This is a genomic window from Arthrobacter sp. UYEF3 (assembly GCF_040546245.1).
Taxonomy (GTDB): Bacteria; Actinomycetota; Actinomycetes; order Actinomycetales; family Micrococcaceae; genus Arthrobacter.
In genome coordinates, this window is the sequence record NZ_JBEPNK010000003.1 from 95,111 (window position 1) to 117,596 (window position 22,486).

Genomic DNA, 22,486 nt, shown 5'->3' on the forward strand with positions numbered 1-22,486 from the left:
TTACCGCCCCCTGACCGGAGCAGCGCCGAAGACAGCCGGCGAAATCGGAATGCCCAGTTCGGCGAAGCGATCCGTAAACCGCGGTCGTACCCCGGTGGGAATGGGCTTGCCGAGGAACCTGCCGCTGGCGTCGACACCAGCGGAGTAGTCGAACACAAAGGCATCCTGGAGGGTAACGATGTCCCCTTCCATGCCCTGGACCTCTGTGATGTGCGTGACGCGCCGCGAGCCGTCGCGGAGCCGGGAGATGTGCACGATCAGGTTTACCGCCGAGGCAACTTGCTCTCGGATGGCCCGCAGGGGTAGGTCCATGCCGGCCATCAGCACCAGGGTTTCGAGCCGGGCAATAGCATCCCGGGGCGAGTTCGCGTGGACCGTTGAGATGGACCCGTCGTGGCCGGTGTTCATGGCCTGCAGCATGTCCAGGCACTCCCCGCCGCGGACTTCGCCCACCACAATCCGGTCCGGCCGCATGCGCAGTGAGTTGCGGACCAGGTCGCGGATGGAGATTTCGCCTTTGCCCTCGATGTTCTGGGGTCGGCTCTCCAACCGGACCACGTGGTTCTGTTGCAACTGCAGCTCCACCGCGTCCTCGATCGTGACGATGCGGTCCGAGCTGGGTATGAAGGAGGAGAGCACATTCAGCAGGGTCGTTTTGCCGGTGCCAGTGCCACCCGAAACGATGATGTTCAGTCGGGCCAGCACGCAGGCCTGGAGCAGCTCCGCCATTTCCGGTGAGAGGCTGCCCATCGAAATCAGGTCCTTGACGGTTAGCGGATCCCGGCCGAACTTGCGGATGGTCAAGGCGGGCCCGTTGACGGCGAGCGGCGGGATGATGGCATTGACGCGGGATCCGTCCGACAGCCGGGCATCCACCAGCGGGGACGATTCGTCGATCCGGCGGCCCACATTGGAGACGATCCTCTCAATGACCCGACGAAGGGCGTCATCTGAAGTGAATTTGGAGTCTGTCAACTGGAGCTGGCCTTGGCGTTCGACGTAGATCTGGTCGAAGCGGTTGACCATGACTTCGGTGACCGTGGGATCGTCCAGGTACCGTTGAATGGGGCCGTGGCCCAGAACGTCGTCGATGATTTCCCTGATTAGCCGCTGGCGTTCGACGGCGGTGAGGGGAATCTGTTCCTCGTCCACGACGGCTTTGAGCTCGTCCTTGACCGACTGACGGAGTTCCGTTTCGTCGATCGAGGAATCCGTGATGCGGGAACCGAGTCGTTCGAAGAGCGCTTGGCTGGCGCGCTCCTTGAGCGCGTTCAGCGCTTCGCTGGCGACGGACGCTGTCTGGTGGACCTCCGTGAACTCGGGCTGCGACTCTGCCGCCGTCTTGGCCTCGAGGATTCGCCCCAATGTTGCGGGCGCGGTGGCCGACGCGAAGACGTCGATGGCGGGCTGGTTAGCGGTGTCGGGAAGCTGGGTCCCGCTACGCAACTGCTGGAATCGGTCCGTGAGGCTCACTGGACTACCGCCCTTCTGTGGAGTTGTTTGCGCGGTCTGGCTTCCCAATCCGGCTTAAAGCGATCGACCAGTTGGCGGAGCCCCTTGATTGTGGAGTCCCGGCTCCCGTCCTGGAGGACTGGAACTCCCTTGTTGGTGGAGTACGGAAGCGTCCGGGAACGAGGCAGCACCACGTCCACGGGGGCTCCGATAGTGGCTTCAACATCTTTGAGTGACAATCCGGCCCGTCGGTCGGCCATATTGAGCAGGATGTGACGGTGGGCTGGCACCAGGTTGAGTTCGTCGAGGATTTGGAACCCGGTCCGAACGCCCCGAATGCTCGGCACATCCATGCCGCAGATCCACACGGCGTCCGTGGCTTGCTCAAGCGTGGCCAAGACATGTTCGCCCAGTCCCGGCGCGGTGTCCACGACGACGTAGCGGAACTCCTGCCGCAACTGCTCTAGCAGGTGAGAGACGTGGGCCGCGCTGATGCGGTCCATTTCTATAGGTGTCCTGGGTGCGCACAGCGCGTAGATTCCTGCCGGATGGACCGTGAGGTAGGTCTTGAGCACCATGGAGTCCTGGCTGGCGGCACCCTTCACGGCATCGGTGATGGTGAACTCCGGTTCCAGCAGCAGCCCGCTGGCAACGTCGCCGAACTGGAGGTCGAGATCCACGATGACCACGGTCATGGGCGCAGTCTTTCCAAGACCCACTGCAAGGTTGGTCGCCACCGTCGTCTTGCCGACGCCGCCCTTGGGCGACATCACCGCGATGACGCGGCCGGAGCCATGGTCGGCGTGCTCGGTGGCCTGCGGACCGAGGCCGCGACGCCGACCGGCAGCCGCGAGGCTGGCCCGCTCCAGCATGACCCGGATAGTGTCACGGTCCGCACCTGGGTCCAGCAGGTCGCGGACGCCGGCGCGCATCGCCTGGACTACGGTTTCAGGGCTGGCGGTGAGGGCCAGTACTACGCTGATTTCAGGATATTGGAGGTCCATGACGGCCGCCAATTTCAACGAGTCGGCCACGGGTACGCCGGGACCGAGGATCAGGACCTCGGGCGGGTCGCCGACCATTTGACGCATGATGTCGGCGGGACCTTCGGGGACGTAGTCGGCTTTGAAGACGTGGAGGTCGCCGTGCATTCCGCCGATCGCCAAGCGGACCAGCCGTTCGAAATCGCCGTTGGGCGTGATCAGCACGAAGCGGCTCATCGGAACAGCCCTGCCGCGTCTACCGTGCCGGTGCCTGATTCGACAGCATTGCCCGGCTCCTTGGACAGGTAGATCTTGCCGAACTCAGCGGCGAAAACGAGCCGCTCCGCATCGGCCGAGCTCCTGGCCACGGTGATGAGGTAGCTGCCGTCGCCCTGGGATTTGGTGGACGAGGTGGACGAAACTTGGCTTGCTCCGGCTGCGGTGTCGGAGGTGCCAGTCTGCGTGGCTGCGCCGTCGCTGAACTGCGCCGCTGTAACTAAAACTTTGTGGAAGGTCTGCTGCGTCTTGCTCAGCTTGGTGCCGGCGGCACCGTCCGCCCCGGTGGCTGGCACCTCCACGGACAGGAAGATGCCGATGGTGTCCCCGGCCTTCAGGATGCCGCCGGCGACGCGCTCGATGGGCAGCTTGAGCGTGATTTCCTGGAGGCCCGCGGGCACTTGGACCCGAGACGGGCCAAGGAAAGCCGCTTGTTCCACCATTCGGGTGGACAGCAACTGCTCGCCAGGCTCCAAGGTTACGGCGGTGACCTTGGAGCCCAATGATGCAAGATCAGTAACACCGCCGTCGGCCAGCGCCAGCTTAGGGACGTCCTTCTTTGTTACCATGGCCGCGATCTTGTCTGCGGCAGTGCCGGCCGGAATGGCCTTTTGTACTACGTAAATCGATTCTGTTTCCGTGCCGGACAATGCGCGTTTATCAGCATTTTGAACATATGAGACCAGCAATACGGTTCCGATAATTGCCACAAGTAACGCGGCGATGCCCCCCAGCAGGCGTGTTTTCATCATAACTCCTTAGACATTGCTTATTTGATGATGTTGATCTCGACGGTTCCCAAGTCAGTGCTGCCGCTTGGAGGCCCTCCAGTGGAATTAATTGTTTCGAACTTCACGAATTGGCCGATGATGCAGCGATCCTGGCCGCGGGGGCAGGCCAGGGCGCTGGTCATGTTGGGATCGCTCGCCTTGTTCCGGAATTCGTAGTTCCCGTTGTTGCCAAACTTCCAGCCCCAGATCTTGAAGGTGGCGTAGCCAATGAGGTGGAAGTAGCCGTTCTGGCCCTGGTTCGTGGCGTCATCGAAAACAGGGAATACTACTTTGACCTCCCCGCCGGCAAGGATGGTGGTCTTCCAGCCGCCCAAGATGGTGTCGCAATCGCTCGGGGGATTGTTGCCGGGATCTGATCCGACCCGGTTGTTGCCCGTCGCTGTCACCGCGACGCACGGTGAGCTCCGGTCGAGCCAGCCCCAGCCGCCCGGGATCTGCGTACCGGACGGACCGGTGCAGGTTCCTCCGGGCTTGTAGGAGATTTTCTGGACCTGTGCCGTGGTGGCCGCAGTGGACAGGTTGAAACAGTTGTCGGAGATGGCCAGCGGAAACCCGGATCCGCTTGACGGCGGTGTCCAGGCTGCGGTGGCGCCGGCACGGACTGTGGCAGGCGGGGCGTTCAGCGCGCTGGCAAACATCTTGGTCAGGAAGCCGGCTCCGTTGGTGCCCAGGGTGGACGTGACCACCTTGACCTGACCGTTGGAGACGTTTGCCGAATCGACTGCCGAGACGCCATCGTTGGAGTTGGGGCCGGAAAGTTCGCGGGCCCACCCCAGCGCTTGGGATTGCGAGCAGGTTCCGGCGGCGTGGCACCGCTGCGCCGCCGCCAGGGCGCCGGCGTCCGCTGCGTTCTGCAGCTGTGCCCGTTCGGCGTAGATTTGGCCGGTGTCGACTGCCAAGGCACCGGCGCCGATAAGCACCAGCATCATCACCGCAACGAGGACGCCGGCGGCGCCGCGCTCGCGTTCTTTGCCGCGCGCGTTACTCGATGTACGCCTCAGCCGTGGCATCGCATGGCTCCTGTTCCCCTGACTGTGACGGAACGACCGAAGATTCCGGTCAGGGAGTTTGCCGTGTAGCCAACCGCCACCTGGGCGTTGCCAGTGCCGCCGGCGGGGCAAGCCCCCGTGAACGTGTAAGTGAAGCCAGCAGCGCTCAGTCCGGGCGCACCAGCCACAGCGGCGGCCTGCGCGCGGGCCGGATCGTTGAAGATCGCCATGGTCCGGGCTGCCTCGCGGGACGCCTGGGTAACGGAAATCTGCAGGTTGTAGGTGTACGAGAATTCGATGATGCCGCCCACGAGGGCGAGGAGGATGGGGGCAACGAGGGCGAATTCGACGGCGGCGGCCCCCCGCTCCCGTCCCGGCGCCTTGGACCGGCGCGTGGGTAAATTGCTGCGCTTCATTGGATCCCCCCAGGGATAGATGCAGCCGAAGGATTAAGAACTGTGCCGCGTCCGCGGATACGGACGCGGCACAGCGGGTAGTGCAGAGACCAGCGGTTGTGTTTGACGCGACTAGTTAGCGCCCCCAACCCCCGACGGTTCCCGCGAGACCTGTGAACCAGGTGTTCAGCGCGCCACCGAAGAGGGTGACGCCGCCGATGATGGCGAATGCGATGAACGCGACCAGCAGCGAATATTCCGTCGCGGTGGCTCCCTTTTCGGGGGTGAGCTTGTCCTTGACGCCGGCGACGAATGCGAGCATTGAGACCATGAGACCAGTCATTGTAATTTTCCTTTTCCAGAGTTGGAGTAAATGTACGGAGTTCCAGCAAATCCCCTTTTGCTATCCCCTGAAGCTCCGCTGGGACAACAATTGCACGCCGATTAACGGCCCGGCAATAAAACCGGATACTCGACTTTTTTGAAAGAAAATTACGGGTACTACCGAGGTCAAATGAACGTGTACTCAGTTCCGCGCGGGCGCCTGGCAGAACCACTTGTTTTAATAAGCATGCTTCCTGGTTCGCCCGCGTTGAAGGCAGGGCGGCGTGCTACCAGGAAAGCAAAATGACCGCGAGGGCGGCGGCCAGCATGGACGGCCCGAACGCCACTTCCCTCGGCTTGTTTCCGCGGTTTTTGAGCACGAATGCCAGGGAGACCAGGCCCCCGGCGATGAAGCCCAGGGCGCCGCCATAAAACAGCTGGGACCAGCCCAAGTAGCCCAAGTACAGGCCGAGCGGGGCGGCGAGCTTAACATCGCCCATTCCGAGGCTCTTGGGGCTGATGAGAGCCAAGATGAAGTAGATAAGGAAGAGAATGACACCGCCGGCAAGCCCCCGGGCCAGGTTTTCCCACCCTCCGAGCGCTGCCGCGGCGCCCGCGAGCAGGACGGTTCCGGCTCCCAGGAGGGGCACAACCAGCCGGTTGGGCAGCAAATGATGAATGACATCGATGCGCGCCAGCTGCACTCCAACAATTGCAAGAAATAGAAATGCCGGCAGGTCAGGCGACGCGCCGAAGCGCCAAGCGAGTAGTGCGCACAGCGCGGCGGCAGCAAGCGCCGTCGTCGTTCTCAGCGCGGGGGAGGGGCGGAGTGCCAGTTGCGGCAGGGTGCGTCGAACCAGGACGTCACCCAGCAGGCCCAGGCACAGTCCAACGACGGCGATTCCCGCGTCGAACAGCGGCGACGCGGAGCCTGCAAGGGCGGGATCGGGCACGGTACCTCCAGGAACGCGGCGGGCCGGAACTGCGCGGCACGCAGGGCAGCATGCCACCGGACCCTCTATTTTGACCCACACCCCCGGCATCGGCTATTCTTGGTAGTCGTTGTGCGTGTCCTATCTCGATGATGCGTGCCCGCTTGAGAATCCGGTTGCAGGATAGCTACTCAACGTGCACATTCGAGACCACTGGATGACTGGATATATGGAGTCCTCACCTCTGTTCCGGTAGCGCATAGATAGTAGGTGCACCTCTTGCGTGACGCCTAAAACAAGAACGCCAGAACAAGAACGAGGCAAACACCGTGCGTACGTACACCCCGAAGCCCGGCGATATCAACCGCCAGTGGCACGTCATTGACGCCACCGACGTTGTCCTTGGTCGTCTCGCCAGCCAGACCGCAATCCTGCTGCGCGGCAAGCACAAGGCCACTTTTGCGTCCCACATGGACATGGGCGACTTCGTCATCATCATCAACGCTGAGAAGGTTGCCCTCACCGGCGCCAAGCTGGAGCAGAAGCGCGCATACCGCCACTCCGGCTACCCGGGCGGCCTGACCTCCGTCAACTACGCGGAGCTGCTGGAATCCAACCCGGTCCGCGCCGTGGAGAAAGCCATCCGCGGCATGCTCCCGAAGAACTCCCTCGCTGCGCAGCAGCTGGGCAAGCTGAAGGTGTACCGCGGTGCAGAGCACCCGCACGCCGCCCAGCAGCCCAAGACTTTCGAAATCACCCAGGTCGCCCAGTAGTCCTGGCCACCAACCAACTTTAATCAAGGAGAATCGTGGCTCAGAACGAAGAACTGACCACCGAGGCCGTCGTGGCCGAGGAAAACCTGACCAGCTACACCTCGGAAAGCGGTCCTGCGGAAGCAGAAGCGCCCAAGAAGGAACGCCCGGCCCTCACGGTTGCCGGCGCAGCAGTCGGCCGTCGCAAGGAAGCCATTGCACGCGTTCGCATCGTGCCCGGCACCGGCAAGTGGACCATCAACGGCCGCGCGCTGGACAACTACTTCCCGAACAAGCTGCACCAGCAGGACGTCAACGAACCCTTCAAGATCCTCGATCTTGATGGCGCCTACGACGTCATTGCCCGCATCCACGGTGGCGGCATCTCCGGCCAGGCCGGTGCCCTGCGCCTCGGCATCGCCCGTTCGCTGAACGAGATCGACACCGAGAACAACCGCGCCACCCTGAAGAAGGCCGGTTACCTGCGTCGTGACGCCCGCGTCATTGAGCGCAAGAAGGCCGGCCTCAAGAAGGCACGCAAGGCTCAGCAGTACTCGAAGCGCTAAATCCGCTTTCCCAACCCACGGTTGGTATGGATGCCCGTCCCGCATTTTGCGGGGCGGGCTTCCGTCGTTTAGGAGACTTCCGGCCTCGTGGAAGAGGCGCCGGGAGCCTGATCGGCTAAACTGGGTCGCGATGTCAAGATTATTTGGAACAGATGGTGTCCGAGGCCTGGCTAACGGTCTGCTGACCGCAGAGCTGGCATTGCAGCTGGCGCAGGCCGCCGCCGTCGTGCTGGGGCACGACCGCAACATGAGCGGCAACCGGCCGCGCGCCGTAGTTGCCCGCGACCCGAGGGCCAGCGGCGAGTTCCTCGCTGCCGCCGTGGAGGCGGGACTCTCCAGCTCCGGAATCGACGTGTACGACGCCGGAGTGCTGCCGACGCCCGCCGCCGCCTACCTCGTGGCCGACCTAGACGCCGACTTCGGCGTGATGATCTCCGCCTCCCACAACCCGGCGCCGGACAACGGCATCAAGTTCTTCGCCCGCGGCGGCCAGAAGCTTCCGGATGAGGTCGAGGACGCGATCGAGGAGCAGCTGGCCAAGGAGCCCTACCGCCCGGTTGGCGGCGAGGTTGGCCGCATTCAGCGCTTCGCCGACGCGGAAGACCGCTACATCGTGCACTTGCTGGGCACCCTCCCGCACCGCTTGGAGGGGGTCAAAGTGGTGGTGGACTGTGCTCACGGTGCCGCGAGCGGCTGCTCGCCCCAGGTGTTCAAGACCGCCGGGGCCGACGTCATCATCATCGGTGCCGAACCGGATGGACTCAACATCAATGATGGTGTGGGGTCCACGCACCTGTCGCCACTCAAGGCCGCCGTGGTTGCCCACGGCGCAGACCTCGGCATTGCGCACGACGGCGATGCGGACCGGTGCCTGGCCGTAGACCATGAAGGCAACGAGGTCGACGGGGACCAGATCATGGCGATCCTGGCACTCGCGCTCAAGGAGGCCGGCAAGCTCAAAGACGACGTTCTTGTGGCGACGGTGATGAGCAACCTCGGACTCAGGATCGCGTTGCGGGAAGCCGACATCACGCTGCGGGAAACCGGCGTCGGCGACCGCTATGTTCTGGAAGCCATGCGGGAAGGCGGCTTCAGCCTCGGCGGCGAACAGTCCGGCCACGTGATTTTCGCCGAATACGCGACCACCGGCGACGGGGTGCTCACCGGTCTTCAGCTGGCCGCCCAGGTGGCGCTTACCGGGCGACCGCTCAAGGAACTGGCCACAGTCATGACCAAGCTTCCGCAGGTGCTGATCAACGTCAAGGATGTGGACCGCAGCCGCGTCAACGGAGACGAAGCGGTGGCCGAGGCCGTCGCCAAGGCCCAGCTGCGCCTCGGTGACACCGGACGTGTGCTGCTGCGGCCGTCCGGGACCGAACCGGTGGTACGGGTCATGGTGGAAGCCGCCGACCACGAAACCGCCCAGGAAGTCGCCGAAGGCCTGGCCCAGGTGGTCCGGACCGAACTGGCCCTGGCCCTCGTCACCGACTGACCGCAAACCAACGGAACTAGGGGTAGGCCGGCGCCGGTTCCAGGCCGAAATACTCCTCGAGGGTCCCGATGCCCCGGCTGTGCATGTCACCGGCGGCCTCGACGCCGATATAGCGCAGGTGCCATGGTTCGTAGTAGTAGCCGGTGATCGGGTGGAGCATCCAGGGGTAGCGGACCACGAAGCCGAAGCGGTGCGCGTTTTCCTTTGCCCACCCTGCAGCCGGCTGATCCGCGAAGCACGGCTGGAAGCTGCAGGCGCCGCCGCCGTCGCCGATGTCGAAGGACCAGCCGGTCTGGTGCTCGGAGTAGCCCGGCCGGGCCGAGGCGGTGTCCGCCTCGTCGCGCCCACGGGTATTCACGTAGCCGTTGTAGGTGGCCGTCTGGGTGGCGTACGAGCGGTACCCGCTCGCCAGGGTGAGGACAACGCCGGCCGCCGCCGCATCCGCGAACATGTGTTCGGCCGCCGCCGCCGTCGACCTGTTCAGCAGGGCCGCGTCACCGGAAACCGCCAGCCGGACCGCCGGCTGCACGAGGTCAGCCGGGGCGAAGTCAGCCGGGGAGAGCGGCCGGTGCTTGTTCACCACCACCCACTGGCTGGCCGGATCCGTCAGCGAGTACTTCAATCCCGGCGCGGAGGCCGCCGGGGAGTTGTCCGGCACCGGAGTTCCTGACGCGGGACCCGTGCCGGCTGATGGTGATGTGGGCGCGGCCGAGGGTAAGGCGGAGGCCGGGGAGGGCGGTAAGGCATCAGTTGGCACGGCTGTGCCGGGCCCTAGTCCGGGCGCTTCCTGGGGGCTGCAGCCGGCCAGGGCCAGGGCCGCAAAGCCTGCCCCTGCGCCGAGGGCCCGGCCGAATGCGCGCCGGCTGGGCGCTTCCGGGATAACTGGCGTGGCGTTGTGGCCCACCTGTGCTAGACCTTCCGCAGCAGCATGCGCCGGATGGAGTGGTCCGCGTCCTTCGTCAGCACCAGCTGGGCCCGGCCGCGGGTAGGAAGGACGTTGTCCTCCAGGTTCGGTTCGTTGATGCGCTTCCAGATGTCCCGGGCGGTCTGCTCCGCCTCGGAGTCGGACAGCGTCGCGTAGCGGTGGAAGTAGGATTCCGGCTGCGCAAAAGCAGTGGTCCGCAGCTTACGGAAGCGGTCCACGTACCATTCCTCGATGTAGGCGGTCTTGGCGTCCACATAGAGCGAAAAGTCGAAGAAGTCGCTCAGGGCCAGTCCCTGCCGGCCGTCGTTCCGCGGGCGGGCCGGCGCCAGGACGTTGAGCCCCTCGACAATGAGCACATCCGGCCGACGGACCACGATTTCCTCGCCGGGGACAATGTCGTAGGTGACGTGCGAGTATTTGGGCGCGCGCACTTCCTCCGCGCCGCCCTTGACCTCGCTGACAAAGCGCAGCAGGGCGCGGCGGTCGTAGGACTCCGGAAACCCTTTGCGCTCCAGCAGCTGCCGGCGTTGCAGCTCGGCGAGGGGGTAAAGGAAGCCGTCGGTAGTGATGAGCTCAACGTTCGGGGTGCCCGGCCAGCGCCGCAGCATTTCCCGCAGCACACGGGCGATAGTCGACTTCCCCACGGCGACCGAGCCGGCCACGCCGATCACAAACGGCGTGCGCTGGGTCTTTTCGCCCAGGAAGGTGGTGGTCGCCGCATGGAGCTGGTTGGCTCCCTCGACATAGAGGTGCAACAACCGTGACAGCGGCAGATAGACGTCCCGGACCTCATTTATATCGAGAGGATCGCCCAGGCCGCGGAGCCGGAGCACGTCCTCTTCGTTAAGCGGTTGCTCCATTTGGGCAGCCAGCCGGGACCAGGTCTGCCGGTCCAGCTCAACGAACGGGGAGACGCCCTCGCCATTCGCGTCGTTGCGTTGCACAGTCACCCTAGAGATTCTGCCCTTGACCAGGCCGAGAGCGAAATGGACCTCCCCGTGGGCCGCGGCGGCGGCCGCAAGCCGGTGCATCATACGCCGGATGGTCCGGAAACCCGCTAGGCTAATCCCCATGTGTGGAATCGTTGGATATGTAGGCCCCTCGACCGGCCGGGTAAATATTGAGCACAAAGCCCTGGACGTCGTCCTGGAAGGGCTGCGGCGCCTCGAGTACCGCGGCTACGACTCGGCCGGGATCGCCGTGGTGGCTGATGGCGGCATTGAGTCACGCAAGAAGTCAGGGAAACTGAGCAATCTGGTCGGCGAGCTGGAGGCCCATCCGCTGCCGGAGGCAACCACCGGCATCGGCCACACCCGCTGGGCCACGCACGGCGGACCCACGGACCAGAACGCGCACCCGCATCTGGCCGACGACGGCAGGCTGGCGCTGATCCACAACGGCATCATTGAAAACTATGCGGAACTGAAGCTGGAACTGCTCGACAAGGGCGTGAAGTTCCTCTCGGAAACCGACACCGAAGTCGCGGCGGCACTCCTCGCCGACATCTACCGGAACCAGCTCGGCGGGGACAACTCCAACGGCGGGCTGACCAAAGCCATGGAGCTTGCCTGCCAGCGCCTCGAAGGCGCCTTCACCCTGCTTGCCGTGCATGCCGACCAGCCCGACGTCGTCGTCGCCGCCCGCCGCAACTCGCCGCTCGTGGTGGGACTGGGCGAAGGTGAGAACTTCCTGGGCTCTGACGTTTCCGGCTTCATCGACTACACCCGCCGGGCCGTGGAACTTGGCCAGGACCAGATCGTTACCATCACGGCCGATACCGTGGTAATAACGGACTTCTTCGGCGCTGCTGCCGAAGGCAAGGAATACTACGTTGACTGGGACCCGGCCTCCGCGGAAAAGGGTGGCTTCCCGTCCTTCATGGAAAAGGAAATCCACGACCAGCCGGACGCGGTCGCACAGACCCTCCTCGGACGGTCGGACCTCGACGGCAAGCTGACCCTCGATGAGATGCGGATCGACCCGGAACTGCTGAAGCACATCGACAAGATCATCGTGCTCGCCTGCGGCACGTCGGCGTACGCCGGCCAGGTGGCGAAATACGCGATTGAACGCTGGTGCCGGATTGCCACCGAGGTGGAGCTCTCGCACGAATTCCGTTACCGGGACCCGATTGTCGATGAGAACACCCTGGTGGTTTCCATCTCCCAGTCCGGCGAGACGATGGACACCCTGATGGCCGTCCGCTACGCCAAGGAGCAGGGCGCCAAGACGATCTCCATCTGCAACACCAACGGCTCCACCATTCCGCGTGAATCCGATGCCGTGCTGTACACCCACGCCGGCCCGGAAATCGCGGTGGCCTCGACCAAGGCGTTCCTTGCCCAGATCACCGCCGCGTACCTGCTGGGCCTGTACCTGGCCCAGCTGCGCGGCAACATGTTCCAGGGCGAAATCAAGGACGTCCTCGCGGACCTCGGCAAGATCCCGGCGAAGATCCAGCAGATCCTCGATAACGAGGACCGGATCAAGGACCTCGGCGTCCAGATGGCGAACGCCAAATCGGTTCTCTTCCTGGGCCGCCACGTAGGATTCCCGGTGGCCATGGAAGGTGCGCTCAAGCTCAAGGAGCTCGCCTACATCCACGCCGAGGGCTTTGCCGCCGGCGAGCTTAAGCACGGTCCGATCGCCCTGATTGAAGACGGCCAGCCGGTCTTCGTGATCGTCCCCTCGCCCCGCGGCCGGGATTCCCTGCACGCCAAGGTTGTCTCCAACATCCAGGAAGTGCGGGCCCGCGGCGCGAAGACCATCGTCATCGCGGAAGAGGGCGATGAAGCGGTGAAGGCCTACGCCGAGCACGTCTTCTACATTCCGACGACGCCGACGCTGCTGGCACCGCTGCTGTCCACCGTGCCGCTGCAGATCTTCGCGCTCGCCCTCGCCAGTGCCAAGGGTTACGACGTGGACCAGCCGCGGAACCTGGCCAAGAGCGTGACCGTAGAATAGCCGCATGATTGTTGGCATTGGCGTAGACGTCGTAGACATTGAGCGGTTCGGCCGGCAGCTTGAGCGCACCCCCGGGCTGCGCGACAGGCTGTTCGTCCCGGCCGAGCGGGACCTGAACACCCGGTCCCTGGCCGCGCGGTTTGCCGCAAAGGAGGCCGTGGCCAAGGTGCTCGGCGCCCCGGCCGGGATGAACTGGCAGGACTGCTGGATTGGGTTGGACGAGCACGGCCCCACGGTCCAGGTCAAGGACACGGTGCTGGCCGTGGCCCAATCGAAAGGCGTCAAACGCTGGCACCTCTCGATCAGCCACGACGGCGGCATCGCCACCGCCACGGTGATCGCCGAAGGCTAATCACCATGATCAGCGCCTATACCGGAACCCACATCCGAGAAGTCGAACGGCGGCTTCTCGAGGCAAGTGCGGACACTGATATGGGCGCTGTTCTCATGCAGCGAGCGGCCTACGGGCTCGCCAATACTGTGATCCGCGAACTGCAGGGCCGGGGACTGCGGCCCTACGGCTCCAGCGTCACCGTCCTCGCCGGCAAGGGAAACAACGGCGGCGACGGCCTCTACGCAGCGGCGCTGCTCGCCCGCCGCGGCCTGCGGACGACGGCGGTGCTCACTGCCGGGCAAGCCCATCCTGCCGGGCTGGAGGCGTTCCGCGCCGCCGGCGGCCGGGTCACAAGCCTGGCTGGGGCCGACGCCAGAGAACTGGCCGCGGAGGCCGCCCGGGCCGACGCCGTGATTGACGCGGTCCTCGGAACCGGCGCCCGGGGCGGCCTGCGCGGCGCCGCGGCAGTCCTCTTTGAAGAACTCCAGCGCCTGCAACGACAGCGTCTGGAACTCCGGTGCACCCGCCACGGACTCGTGGTGGCCTGCGACATTCCCAGCGGCGTCGACGCCGACACCGGGGAGGCCCACGGCCCGGTCCTCGCCGCCGACGTCACCGTGAGCTTCGGGGCCGCGAAAGCCGGCCTGCTCGCCGACCCCGGCGCTGACTTCTGCGGCCGGCTCCGAATCATCCCCATCGGCATCGAGGACGGGTTGGCGGCCCCGGAGCTGAGGCGCCTCGAAGACGGCGACCTGGACGCGCTGCTGCCGCACCCCGGCAGGCGCTCCCACAAGTACTCCCGCGGGGTCCTTGGCGTCGTGGCCGGATCCGCGCGCTACCCGGGCGCCGCCGTGCTCGCCTGCCGGGGCGCCCTGGCCGCCGGGGCCGGAATGGTCCGCTACGTCGGCCCTCCCGAGGTCGCCGACCTGGTCCGGCAGTCATGCCCCGAGGTGGTGTGCGGCACCAACGTCGTGGACGCGCACGTCCAGGCCTGGCTGCTCGGCCCGGGTCTCGACGACGGCGCGCAGGAGCAGCTGGACCGCGTCCGTGAGGCGGCGGCGTCCGGACTCCCTACCGTGGCCGACGCCGGTGCGCTCCCGGCGCTGCCCCGTGAACTTACGCCCCGGACCGTGCTGACCCCGCACGCCGGCGAGCTTTCCGCCCTCCTCAGCCGGTACGGCGACGCGCCGGCGCGCTCCGGCGTGGAGAACGCGACGCTGGCTGCCGTCCGGCAGGCCGCCGGTCTGACCGGCGCGACCGTCCTGCTCAAGGGCGCGACTACCCTGGTCGCCGCCCCCTCGGGCGCCGTATTCAGCCAAGCCGAGGCCAGTCCCTGGATGGCCACCGCCGGCAGCGGCGACGTCCTGGCCGGCGTGCTCGGATCCTTGCTGGCCCAGCTCGCCGATGACACGGGCACCTTCAGCGCCCGAGGCATCGCCGCGCCGGACCGGTGGGCCGCCGTCGCGGCGATGGCGGCGAGCCTGCACGGCCGCGCCGGGACCCTGGCGTCAAATGGCGGTCCGCTCACTGCGTCGGCCATCTCCGAAGCGCTGCCGCAGATCATGGCCCAGCGGTAACAAACGCGCAGGAACCGTGGGCCGAGTCAGGTAGTAACCCTACTTACAAGTAGTCTGTCTAGAGTTTGTTCGCCACGCATGAGGAGTACACATGGAAGTCTGGCCCGGAACGGCTTACCCGCTGGGAGCCACCTTTGACGGCACCGGCACCAATTTTGCCCTGTTCAGCGAACTCGCCGAGCGGGTGGAGCTCTGCCTTCTGGCCGACGACCTGAGCGAGACCCGGTTCGAGCTGACCGAGGTGGATGGCTACGTCTGGCACTGCTACCTGCCGCAGGTCCAGCCGGGCCAGAAGTACGGTTACCGGGTTCACGGCCCGTACGATCCGGCGAGCGGCAACCGCTTCAACTCCAACAAGCTGCTGTTGGACCCCTACGCCAAGGCCATCCAGGGCCAGATCGACTGGGACCCGGCGCTCTTTTCTTACGACTTCGGCGACCCCGACTCGCGCAACGACGGCGACTCAGCGCCGCACACCATGCACGGCGTGGTCATCAATCCGTTCTTCGAATGGGACGGGGACCGCCAGCTGCGCATCCCCTACCACCAGTCGGTCATCTACGAGGCGCACGTGAAGGGCCTCACCGAACTGCACCCGGAAGTCCCCGAAGAACAGCGCGGCACCTACGCCGGCGTCGCGCACCCGGCCGTGATCGAACACCTCAAGAAACTCGGCATCACGGCGATTGAACTCATGCCGGTGCACCAGTTCATCAACGACGGAACCCTGGTGGAAAAGGGCCTCAACAACTACTGGGGCTACAACACCATCGGCTTCTTTGCCCCGCAGAACAGCTACAGCTCCTTGGGCGACGTAGGGAACCAAGTCCAGGAATTCAAGGCGATGGTCCGCGACCTGCACCGGGCCGGCATCGAAGTCATCCTCGACGTGGTCTACAACCACACCGCGGAAGGCAACCACCTCGGCCCCACGCTTTCCTTCAAGGGCATCGACAACCAGGCGTACTACCGCCTGGTCGACGGCGACCTGAAGCATTACATGGACTACACCGGGACCGGCAATTCGCTCAACGTCCGGCACCCTCACTCGCTGCAGCTGCTGATGGACTCGCTGCGGTACTGGGTCACCGAGATGCACGTGGACGGCTTCCGCTTCGACCTCGCTTCCACGCTGGCCCGTGAGTTCTACGACGTCGACAAGCTGTCCACCTTCTTCGAACTGATCCAGCAGGACCCGATCGTTTCCCAGGTCAAGCTGATCGCCGAGCCCTGGGACGTCGGTCCGGGTGGCTACCAGGTGGGCAATTTTCCGCCGCAGTGGACCGAGTGGAACGGCAAGTACCGCGACACGGTCCGGGACTTTTGGCGCGGCGAACCGTCCACGCTGGGGGAATTCGCTTCCCGGCTGACCGGCTCCGCTGACCTGTACGAAAGCTCGGCCCGCCGCCCGGTGGCGTCGATCAACTTCGTCACCGCGCACGACGGGTTCACCATGCGCGACCTGGTCTCCTACAACGAGAAGCACAATGAGGCCAACGGCGAAGGCAACAACGACGGCGAATCGCACAACCGCTCCTGGAACGGCGGCGAAGAGGGCGACTCCGACGACGACACCGTGCTGACCCTGCGCGCACGCCAGCAGCGGAACTTCATTGCCACGCTGCTGCTCTCGCAAGGAGTGCCGATGCTGCTCCACGGCGACGAACTCGGGCGCACACAGCAGGGCAACAACAACACCTACTGCCAGGACTCCGAACTGAGCTGGGTGCACTGGGAAGCCATGGACCAGCCCCTCGTTGAGTTCACGGCCTTCGTCAACAAAATCCGCCACGACCACCCGACCTTCCGCCGCAGCCGGTTCTTCGAAGGCCGCCCGGTCCGCCGCGGCGAGGGCGAGAAGCTGCCCGACATCGTCTGGCTGAAGACCGACGGCACCGAAATGCTGCCCGAGGACTGGGACAGCGGTTTCGGCCGGACCATCGGCGTGTTCTACAACGGTGACGGCATCCAGGAACAGGATTCACGCGGGCGCCGGATCACCGATGACAGCTTCCTGCTGGGCTTCAACGCCCACGACGACACCGTGGACTTCGTCCTGCCCACCGACGAGTACTCGCCCTTATGGGACCTCCTGGTGGACACCGCCGACCAGGCTGACACGGATGAACCGCTGAAGGCCGGGTCCGTGCTGGCACTCGCGGCCAAATCCATGGTGGTGTTGCGGGCACATTCCGGCCCTGAGGTCGAGGTAGACCACTCCGCCGCCGCGTCGCTGGCCTCCATGGCCGAGCACGAGGACGCGCAGGAGGAGATGGCGGAGGCACAGACCAAGGCGGCGGAAACCAGCGCCGCGAAGGCCTCCGCTTCATGAGGACCCCCGCCTCGACCTACCGCTTGCAGATCCGGGCCGGCTTCACCTTGCACGATGCCGCCGCCACCGTGCCGTACTTGAAGTCCCTGGGCGTGGACTGGGTCTACCTGTCGCCCATCCTGACGGCAGAGCAGGGCTCGGACCACGGCTACGACGTCACCGACCCGGCGGCAATCGATCCGGATCGCGGCGGTGCCGAGGGGCTGGCGGCGGTGTCCCGCGCCGCGCGGGAGGCGGGCATGGGCGTGCTCGTGGACATTGTGCCCAACCACGTCGGCGTCGCCACCCCTGCCCAGAACCCGTGGTGGTGGTCGCTGCTCAAGGAAGGCCGGGAGTCCCCCTACGCCCGGGCGTTCGACGTCGACTGGGACTTCGGCGGCGGCCGCATCCGGATTCCCGTGCTGGGCGATGATTCGGACGTGGACGCGCTCGAGGTCCGGGACGGCGAGCTGCGGTACTACGACCACCGCTTCCCGCTGGCCGAGGGCAGCTACGCCGAGGGCGACCGCCCGCGCGAGGTCCACGACCGGCAGCACTACGAGCTGGTGGGCTGGCGCCGCGCCGACACGGACTTGAACTACCGCCGGTTTTTCGCGGTCAACACCCTCGCCGGGATCAAAGTCGAAATCCCGGAAGTCTTCGATGAGGCCCACGGGGAAGTTGTCCGCTGGTTCAGGGAGGACCTGGTTGACGGATTGCGGATCGACCACCCGGACGGCCTTGCCGACCCGGAAGGTTACCTGCAGCGGCTGCGCGAAGTAACGGGTGGGGCATATCTGCTGATCGAGAAGATCCTTGAGCCGGGGGAGGTGGTTCCGGCCGGTTTCGAGTGCGAAGGGACCACCGGGTACGACGCCCTCGCGGACGTGGACCGGGTCTTCGTCGATCCTGCCGGCCGGGCTGGCCTGGACGCGCTCGACGGCTCGCTGCGCGGCGGGGAACCCGCGGACTACGAGGAGATGATCCGGGGTACCAAGCGCCGTATCACGGACGGGATCCTCCATTCGGAAATGCGGCGGCTGGCCCGGCTGGTGCCGGCCGGTGCCGGGCTGAGCCAGGACGCCGCCGTCGATGCGCTCTCCGAAATCACCGCGGCGTTCCCGGTCTACCGCAGCTACCTTCCGGAGGGGGAGGCCGTGCTCCGCGAAGCGTGCGCCCTCGCAGTCCGCCGGCGCCCCGAAACGGAAGTCGCCGTGCAGGCGCTGCTGCCGCTGCTGCTGCACGCCGGCCCGGGTGCCGACGCCGAACTGGGCCGCCGCTTCCAGCAAACCTCCGGCATGGTGATGGCCAAGGGCGTCGAGGACACCGCCTTCTTCCGCTACACCAGGCTGGGCATCCTCACTGAAGTCGGCGCGGACCCCACCGAGTTCGCGCTTTCCACGGATGAATTCCACACCCGGATGGCCCGCCGCCAGAACCGTTTGCCGCTGTCCATGACCACGCTCAGCACCCACGACACCAAGCGCAGCGAGGACACCCGGGCGCGGATCTCGGTGCTGGCGGAGCTGGCCCCTGAATGGACCGCGGCGCTTCAACGGCTCCAGGAGTTAGCGCCGTTGCCGGACGGCCCGCTGGCCAACCTGCTGTGGCAGGCCGTGGCCGGAGTCTGGCCCGCAGAGCGGGGGCGGCTTCAGTCCTACGCCCAAAAGGCAGCCCGGGAGGCCGGCAACTCGACCGACTGGCTGGACCCGGACCCGGACTTCGAGGCGAAACTCGCAGCCGCCGTCGACGCAGCCTTCGACAACGCTCAGGTGCGTGCCGAACTTGACTCGCTGGTGGCCCTGCTGGATCCCTACGGCTCCGCCAATGCACTGTCGGCCAAACTGGTCCAGCTCACGATGCCCGGGGTGCCGGACGTGTACCAGGGCACCGAATTCTGGGACCGTTCGCTGACCGACCCGGACAACCGCCGGCCGTTCGACTTCGGAACCCGGCGCGCCGCCCTGGCCGCCCTCGACGCCGGTGAGCAGCCGGCGTCGTACCGGCACGACGCGGCGAAGCTGCTGGTGACCTCACGGGCCTTGCGGTTGCGCCGGGACGCACCGGAGCTGTTCACCGGCTACTCGCCGGTGCCGGCGACCGGTGCCGCGGCCGAGCACCTGATTGCCTTTGACCGCGGCGCCGGCGGCTCCGGGGCCGTCACCCTGGCCACGCGGCTGCCCCGCGGCCTCGAACAGCGCGGCGGCTGGCAGGACACCGCCATCGAACTCGCCGCGGCGATGACGGACGAACTGACGGGCCGCAACTTTCCGGCCGGCCCGGTGCCCGTGGCCGAGATCCTGCGCGACTACCCGGTGGCACTCCTGGTGCCTGCCGCTTAAGCACTCCTTGACGAACCGACATGGGGAACGGAAAATGCCATGACCTTGCCTGCAAGCGGGACTGACCGCTTCGATCTCTGGGCGCCGGACGCCCAGGAGGTAACGCTGCTCGCCGGCGGACAGCGCTACCCGATGAGCCGGGCCGACGCGGACGGCCGCGGCGGCTGGTGGACCGCGCCGGAGGCCCCGTCCTCCGGCGAAGTCGATTACGGGTACCTTCTGGACGGCGACACCACACCGCTGCCGGACCCGCGGTCGCGCCGCCAGCCCGAGGGCGTGCACGCGCTCTCGCGGACCTTCGACGCCGGCAGCCACGAGTGGACCGACGGCGGCTGGGCGGGCCGCGGACTGCAGGGCGGGGTGATCTATGAGCTGCATCTGGGCACCTTCACGCCCGAGGGGACCCTGGATGCGGCGATCGGAAAGCTCGGCTACCTCGCCGAACTCGGCGTTGACTTCGTGGAACTTCTGCCGGTCAACGGTTTCAACGGCACCCACAACTGGGGCTACGACGGCGTCCTCTGGTACACCGTGCACGAGGGCTACGGCGGACCCGCCGCCTACCAGCGCTTCGTCGACGCCGCCCACGGGGCCGGCCTGGGCGTCATCCAGGACGTCGTCTACAACCACCTCGGCCCCAGCGGCAACTACCTGCCCCGGTACGGGCCGTACCTCAAGTCAGGCGAGGGCAACACCTGGGGCGACTCGGTCAACCTGGACGGGCCCGGTTCCGACGTGGTCCGCAGCTACATCCTGGACAACGCCGCCATGTGGCTGCGCGACTACCACGTGGACGGGCTCCGGCTCGATGCCGTGCACGCCTTCGACGACGAGCGCGCCGTGCACCTGCTGGAGGAGTTCGGGGCCCTTGCCGACGCTGTAACCGCCGACACCGGGCGCGCCGTGACGATGATCGCCGAGTCGGACCTGAACGACCCCCGGCTGCTCTACCCGCGGGACGCGAACGGCTACGGCCTGGCCGGGCAGTGGAGCGATGACTTCCACCACGCCGTCCACGTCAACGTCAGCGGTGAAACGACAGGCTACTACGCCGACTTCGATTCGCGTGGCGCCCTGGCGAAGGTCCTCGAGAAGGGTTTCTTCCACGACGGGACCTACTCCAGCTTCCGGGAGCGGCACCACGGCCGGCCCATCAACCCTTCCCTCGTCCACCCGGCGGCCCTGGTGGTCTGCAACCAGAACCACGACCAGATCGGCAACCGGGCCACCGGCGACAGGCTTTCCCAGACCCTCGGCTACGGGCAGCTGGCGCTCGCCGCCGTCGCGACCTTGACTTCGCCGTTCACGCCGATGCTGTTCATGGGCGAGGAGTACGGCGCCACCACGCCGTGGCAGTTCTTCACCTCGCACCCGGAACCCGAGCTGGGCAAGGCCACTGCGGAGGGCCGGATCAAGGAATTCGAACGAATGGGCTGGGATCCCGACGTCGTGCCCGACCCGCAGGACCCGGCCACCTTCACCCGCTCCAAGCTGGACTGGTCCGAGGCCGCCGCGGGCGAGCATGCGCGGCTGCTGGAGCTGTACCGGAAACTGATCGCACTGCGCCGTGCGACGCCGGAACTGGCCGGGCTCGGATTCTCGGAAACCGCCGTCGACGTCAGCGAGGACGAGGGCTGGCTGCTGCTTCGCCGCGGCAGCGTGGAGGTCGCGATGAACTTCTCCGCCGAACCGCGGAGGGTTGCCGTCGGCGGCGGCTCCCTGCTGCTGGCCACCGAGGACGCCGTCCGGCTGAGCCCAGACGGGCTTGAGCTTCCCGCCCACAGCGCCGCCGTCGTCGCGCAGTAGCGGCGCAAAACCGACCGTCCAGCACGTCCCCCATTGAGGCAGGATAGACCCATGACATACCTTGCGGCAGAGAACCGCTATGGCGCCATGCCCTACCGTCGCGTGGGCCGCAGCGGCCTGAAACTGCCGGCCATCTCGCTGGGCCTGTGGCACAACTTCGGCGACGACAAGCCTTTCGAGGTGCAGCGCGACATACTGCGCCGCGCCTTCGACCTGGGCGTCACCCACTTCGACCTCGCCAACAACTACGGGCCGCCTTACGGCAGTGCCGAAACCAACTTCGGCCGGCACTTCAAAGACGACTTCGCCCCATACCGCGACGAGCTCATCATCTCCAGCAAGGCCGGCTACGACATGTGGCCCGGGCCCTATGGCAATGGGGGCTCCCGCAAGTACCTGCTGGCCAGCCTGGACCAGTCGCTGGCGCGCATGGGCCTGGACTACGTGGATATTTTCTACAGCCACCGGCCGGATCCGGAGACGCCGCTGGAGGAGACCATGGGCGCGCTGGACCATGCCGTGCGCTCCGGTAAGGCGCTCTATGCCGGGATTTCGTCCTACACCCCGGAGCAAACCCTCGAGGCGGCGCGGATCCTGCAGGAACTGGGTACCCCGCTGTTGATCCACCAGCCCAGCTATTCAATGCTGAACCGCTGGACCGAGGAGGGCAGGCCGAACCTTCACGAGGCGCTGGAGCAGGTGGGCGCCGGGTCCATCGCCTTCTCGCCGCTGGCGCAGGGCATGCTCACGGACCGTTACCTCAACGGCGTGCCGGAGGATTCCCGTGCCGCTCAGCACAAATCCCTGGATGAAGGGATGATCACCGGGGAAAAGCTGGACCGGGTGCGCGGGCTCAACCGGATCGCCGAGGGCCGGGGCCAGACCCTCGCGCAAATGGCCATCGCCTGGATCCTCCGCGAGCAGGCCAAGGGCAGTCCCGTGACCTCTGCACTGGTCGGCGCCTCCAGCGTCCGGCAGCTCGAGGACAGCCTGGCCGCGATCAACAACCTGGATTTCACAGCCGGTGAGCTGGAGGAGATCGACGAGTTCGCCGTCGAGTCCGGCATCAACCTCTGGGCCCAAAAATGAGTCGGGGACGGGGCATTCGGCCGTCCGGGCGCCGGATGTAACAGAATAGGTGCCGCTGCCGGGAACAACTGAGGTCGCGGCGCCGTTGAGTAGAATGCAAGGGCGCCTCTTGGCGTTGTGCCCGTTTGCCGCCGTCGTACATCAGAGTGCGCCCGCGCCGGGTACGTACAGTTTGTTCTCAAAGGG

General features: G+C 66.1%; 19 protein-coding genes. 10 read left to right on the forward strand and 9 right to left on the reverse strand.

All coding sequences use genetic code 11. The features are described 5' to 3' along the window. The 7 genes from ABIB14_RS03055 to ABIB14_RS03085 form a co-directional block, all read right to left on the reverse strand. Positions 1-1,473, reverse strand: a complete 1,473-nt coding sequence (locus tag ABIB14_RS03055; protein WP_354233980.1) for a TadA family conjugal transfer-associated ATPase — start codon at positions 1,471-1,473, stop codon at positions 1-3. After that, complete coding sequence (locus ABIB14_RS03060; RefSeq protein ID WP_354233982.1) at positions 1,470-2,672, reverse strand: CpaE/TadZ family protein; 1,203 nt, start codon at positions 2,670-2,672, stop codon at positions 1,470-1,472. The genes ABIB14_RS03055 and ABIB14_RS03060 overlap by 4 nt, the downstream gene beginning before the upstream one ends. After that, positions 2,669-3,463: a Flp pilus assembly protein CpaB gene (gene cpaB / locus ABIB14_RS03065; RefSeq protein ID WP_354233984.1), complete on the reverse strand. Its 795-nt coding sequence runs from the start codon at positions 3,461-3,463 to the stop codon at positions 2,669-2,671. The genes ABIB14_RS03060 and cpaB overlap by 4 nt, the downstream gene beginning before the upstream one ends. Before the next feature lie 17 nt (positions 3,464-3,480). Further along, positions 3,481-4,512 (reverse strand): pilus assembly protein TadG-related protein, encoded by a 1,032-nt coding sequence (locus ABIB14_RS03070; protein ID WP_354233986.1) that lies wholly within the window; start codon positions 4,510-4,512, stop codon positions 3,481-3,483. Then, complete coding sequence (locus tag ABIB14_RS03075; RefSeq protein WP_354233988.1) at positions 4,500-4,907, reverse strand: TadE/TadG family type IV pilus assembly protein; 408 nt, start codon at positions 4,905-4,907, stop codon at positions 4,500-4,502. Before ABIB14_RS03075 ends, ABIB14_RS03070 begins: the two co-directional genes overlap by 13 nt. Positions 4,908-5,022: 115 nt before the next feature. Continuing rightward, a complete protein-coding gene (locus ABIB14_RS03080; RefSeq protein ID WP_354233990.1) occupies positions 5,023-5,229 on the reverse strand; it encodes a Flp family type IVb pilin in 207 nt (68 codons plus the stop codon). Between the two features lie 268 nt (positions 5,230-5,497). Then, entirely contained in the window at positions 5,498-6,163 is a 666-nt protein-coding gene (locus tag ABIB14_RS03085) for a prepilin peptidase (RefSeq protein WP_354233992.1), read from the reverse strand. Positions 6,164-6,471: 308 nt separating this feature from the next. Between ABIB14_RS03085 and rplM the strand changes: the two genes are divergently transcribed. From rplM to glmM, 3 genes are all read left to right on the forward strand, one after another. Next, a complete protein-coding gene (rplM, locus tag ABIB14_RS03090) occupies positions 6,472-6,915 on the forward strand; it encodes a 50S ribosomal protein L13 (protein ID WP_050684363.1) in 444 nt (147 codons plus the stop codon). A 35-nt stretch (positions 6,916-6,950) separates the two neighbouring features. Then, the gene (rpsI, locus tag ABIB14_RS03095) at positions 6,951-7,460 is read left to right on the forward strand and encodes a 30S ribosomal protein S9 (RefSeq protein ID WP_354233995.1); all 510 of its coding nucleotides are present in this window, start codon (positions 6,951-6,953) and stop codon (positions 7,458-7,460) included. 130 nt (positions 7,461-7,590) lie between these two features. Beyond that, the gene (gene glmM, locus ABIB14_RS03100) at positions 7,591-8,952 is read left to right on the forward strand and encodes a phosphoglucosamine mutase (protein WP_354233997.1); all 1,362 of its coding nucleotides are present in this window, start codon (positions 7,591-7,593) and stop codon (positions 8,950-8,952) included. Positions 8,953-8,968: 16 nt separating this feature from the next. On the opposite strand, the gene ABIB14_RS03105 is transcribed toward glmM, so the two are convergent. Further along, a complete protein-coding gene (locus ABIB14_RS03105) occupies positions 8,969-9,610 on the reverse strand; it encodes a M15 family metallopeptidase (RefSeq protein ID WP_502909592.1) in 642 nt (213 codons plus the stop codon). Between the two features lie 251 nt (positions 9,611-9,861). After that, on the reverse strand, positions 9,862-10,827 hold the full coding sequence (gene coaA, locus ABIB14_RS03110) for a type I pantothenate kinase (protein WP_354233999.1): 966 nt from the start codon (positions 10,825-10,827) through the stop codon (positions 9,862-9,864). A gap of 121 nt (positions 10,828-10,948) precedes the next feature. Here coaA and glmS point away from each other — a divergent pair, with 121 nt between their 5' ends. The 7 genes from glmS to mgrA all read left to right on the forward strand — a co-directional run bounded on the left by glmS (position 10,949) and on the right by mgrA (position 22,300). Next, positions 10,949-12,841, forward strand: a complete 1,893-nt coding sequence (glmS, locus tag ABIB14_RS03115; protein WP_354234001.1) for a glutamine--fructose-6-phosphate transaminase (isomerizing) — start codon at positions 10,949-10,951, stop codon at positions 12,839-12,841. Between the two features lie 4 nt (positions 12,842-12,845). Beyond that, positions 12,846-13,193, forward strand: coding sequence for a holo-ACP synthase (locus ABIB14_RS03120; RefSeq protein WP_354234003.1), 348 nt, complete (start codon positions 12,846-12,848; stop codon positions 13,191-13,193). A gap of 5 nt (positions 13,194-13,198) precedes the next feature. Next, a complete protein-coding gene (locus tag ABIB14_RS03125; RefSeq protein WP_354234005.1) occupies positions 13,199-14,752 on the forward strand; it encodes an NAD(P)H-hydrate epimerase in 1,554 nt (517 codons plus the stop codon). A 91-nt stretch (positions 14,753-14,843) separates the two neighbouring features. Next, entirely contained in the window at positions 14,844-17,084 is a 2,241-nt protein-coding gene (glgX, locus tag ABIB14_RS03130; RefSeq protein ID WP_354234008.1) for a glycogen debranching protein GlgX, read from the forward strand. Beyond that, complete coding sequence (gene treY, locus ABIB14_RS03135) at positions 17,081-19,405, forward strand: malto-oligosyltrehalose synthase (protein WP_354234010.1); 2,325 nt, start codon at positions 17,081-17,083, stop codon at positions 19,403-19,405. Before glgX ends, treY begins: the two co-directional genes overlap by 4 nt. Before the next feature lie 39 nt (positions 19,406-19,444). Beyond that, entirely contained in the window at positions 19,445-21,211 is a 1,767-nt protein-coding gene (gene treZ, locus ABIB14_RS03140; protein WP_354234012.1) for a malto-oligosyltrehalose trehalohydrolase, read from the forward strand. A gap of 51 nt (positions 21,212-21,262) precedes the next feature. Then, a complete protein-coding gene (gene mgrA / locus ABIB14_RS03145; RefSeq protein ID WP_354234014.1) occupies positions 21,263-22,300 on the forward strand; it encodes an L-glyceraldehyde 3-phosphate reductase in 1,038 nt (345 codons plus the stop codon). Positions 22,301-22,486 lie beyond the last annotated feature (186 nt).

Bases quoted from the DNA above. Each gene is read 5' to 3' on its own strand.
- ABIB14_RS03060 (WP_354233982.1), bottom strand. From the start codon at position 2,672: ATGAGCCGCTTCGTGCTGATCACGCCCAACGGCGATTTCGAACGGCTG.
- cpaB (WP_354233984.1), bottom strand. From the start codon at position 3,463: ATGATGAAAACACGCCTGCTGGGGGGCATCGCCGCGTTACTTGTGGCA.
- ABIB14_RS03070 (WP_354233986.1), bottom strand. From the start codon at position 4,512: ATGCCACGGCTGAGGCGTACATCGAGTAACGCGCGCGGCAAAGAACGC.
- ABIB14_RS03075 (WP_354233988.1), bottom strand. From the start codon at position 4,907: ATGAAGCGCAGCAATTTACCCACGCGCCGGTCCAAGGCGCCGGGACGG.
- ABIB14_RS03080 (WP_354233990.1), bottom strand. From the start codon at position 5,229: ATGACTGGTCTCATGGTCTCAATGCTCGCATTCGTCGCCGGCGTCAAG.
- glmM (WP_354233997.1), top strand. From the start codon at position 7,591: ATGTCAAGATTATTTGGAACAGATGGTGTCCGAGGCCTGGCTAACGGT.
- glmS (WP_354234001.1), top strand. From the start codon at position 10,949: ATGTGTGGAATCGTTGGATATGTAGGCCCCTCGACCGGCCGGGTAAAT.
- ABIB14_RS03120 (WP_354234003.1), top strand. From the start codon at position 12,846: ATGATTGTTGGCATTGGCGTAGACGTCGTAGACATTGAGCGGTTCGGC.
- ABIB14_RS03125 (WP_354234005.1), top strand. From the start codon at position 13,199: ATGATCAGCGCCTATACCGGAACCCACATCCGAGAAGTCGAACGGCGG.
- glgX (WP_354234008.1), top strand. From the start codon at position 14,844: ATGGAAGTCTGGCCCGGAACGGCTTACCCGCTGGGAGCCACCTTTGAC.
- treY (WP_354234010.1), top strand. From the start codon at position 17,081: ATGAGGACCCCCGCCTCGACCTACCGCTTGCAGATCCGGGCCGGCTTC.
- treZ (WP_354234012.1), top strand. From the start codon at position 19,445: ATGACCTTGCCTGCAAGCGGGACTGACCGCTTCGATCTCTGGGCGCCG.
- mgrA (WP_354234014.1), top strand. From the start codon at position 21,263: ATGACATACCTTGCGGCAGAGAACCGCTATGGCGCCATGCCCTACCGT.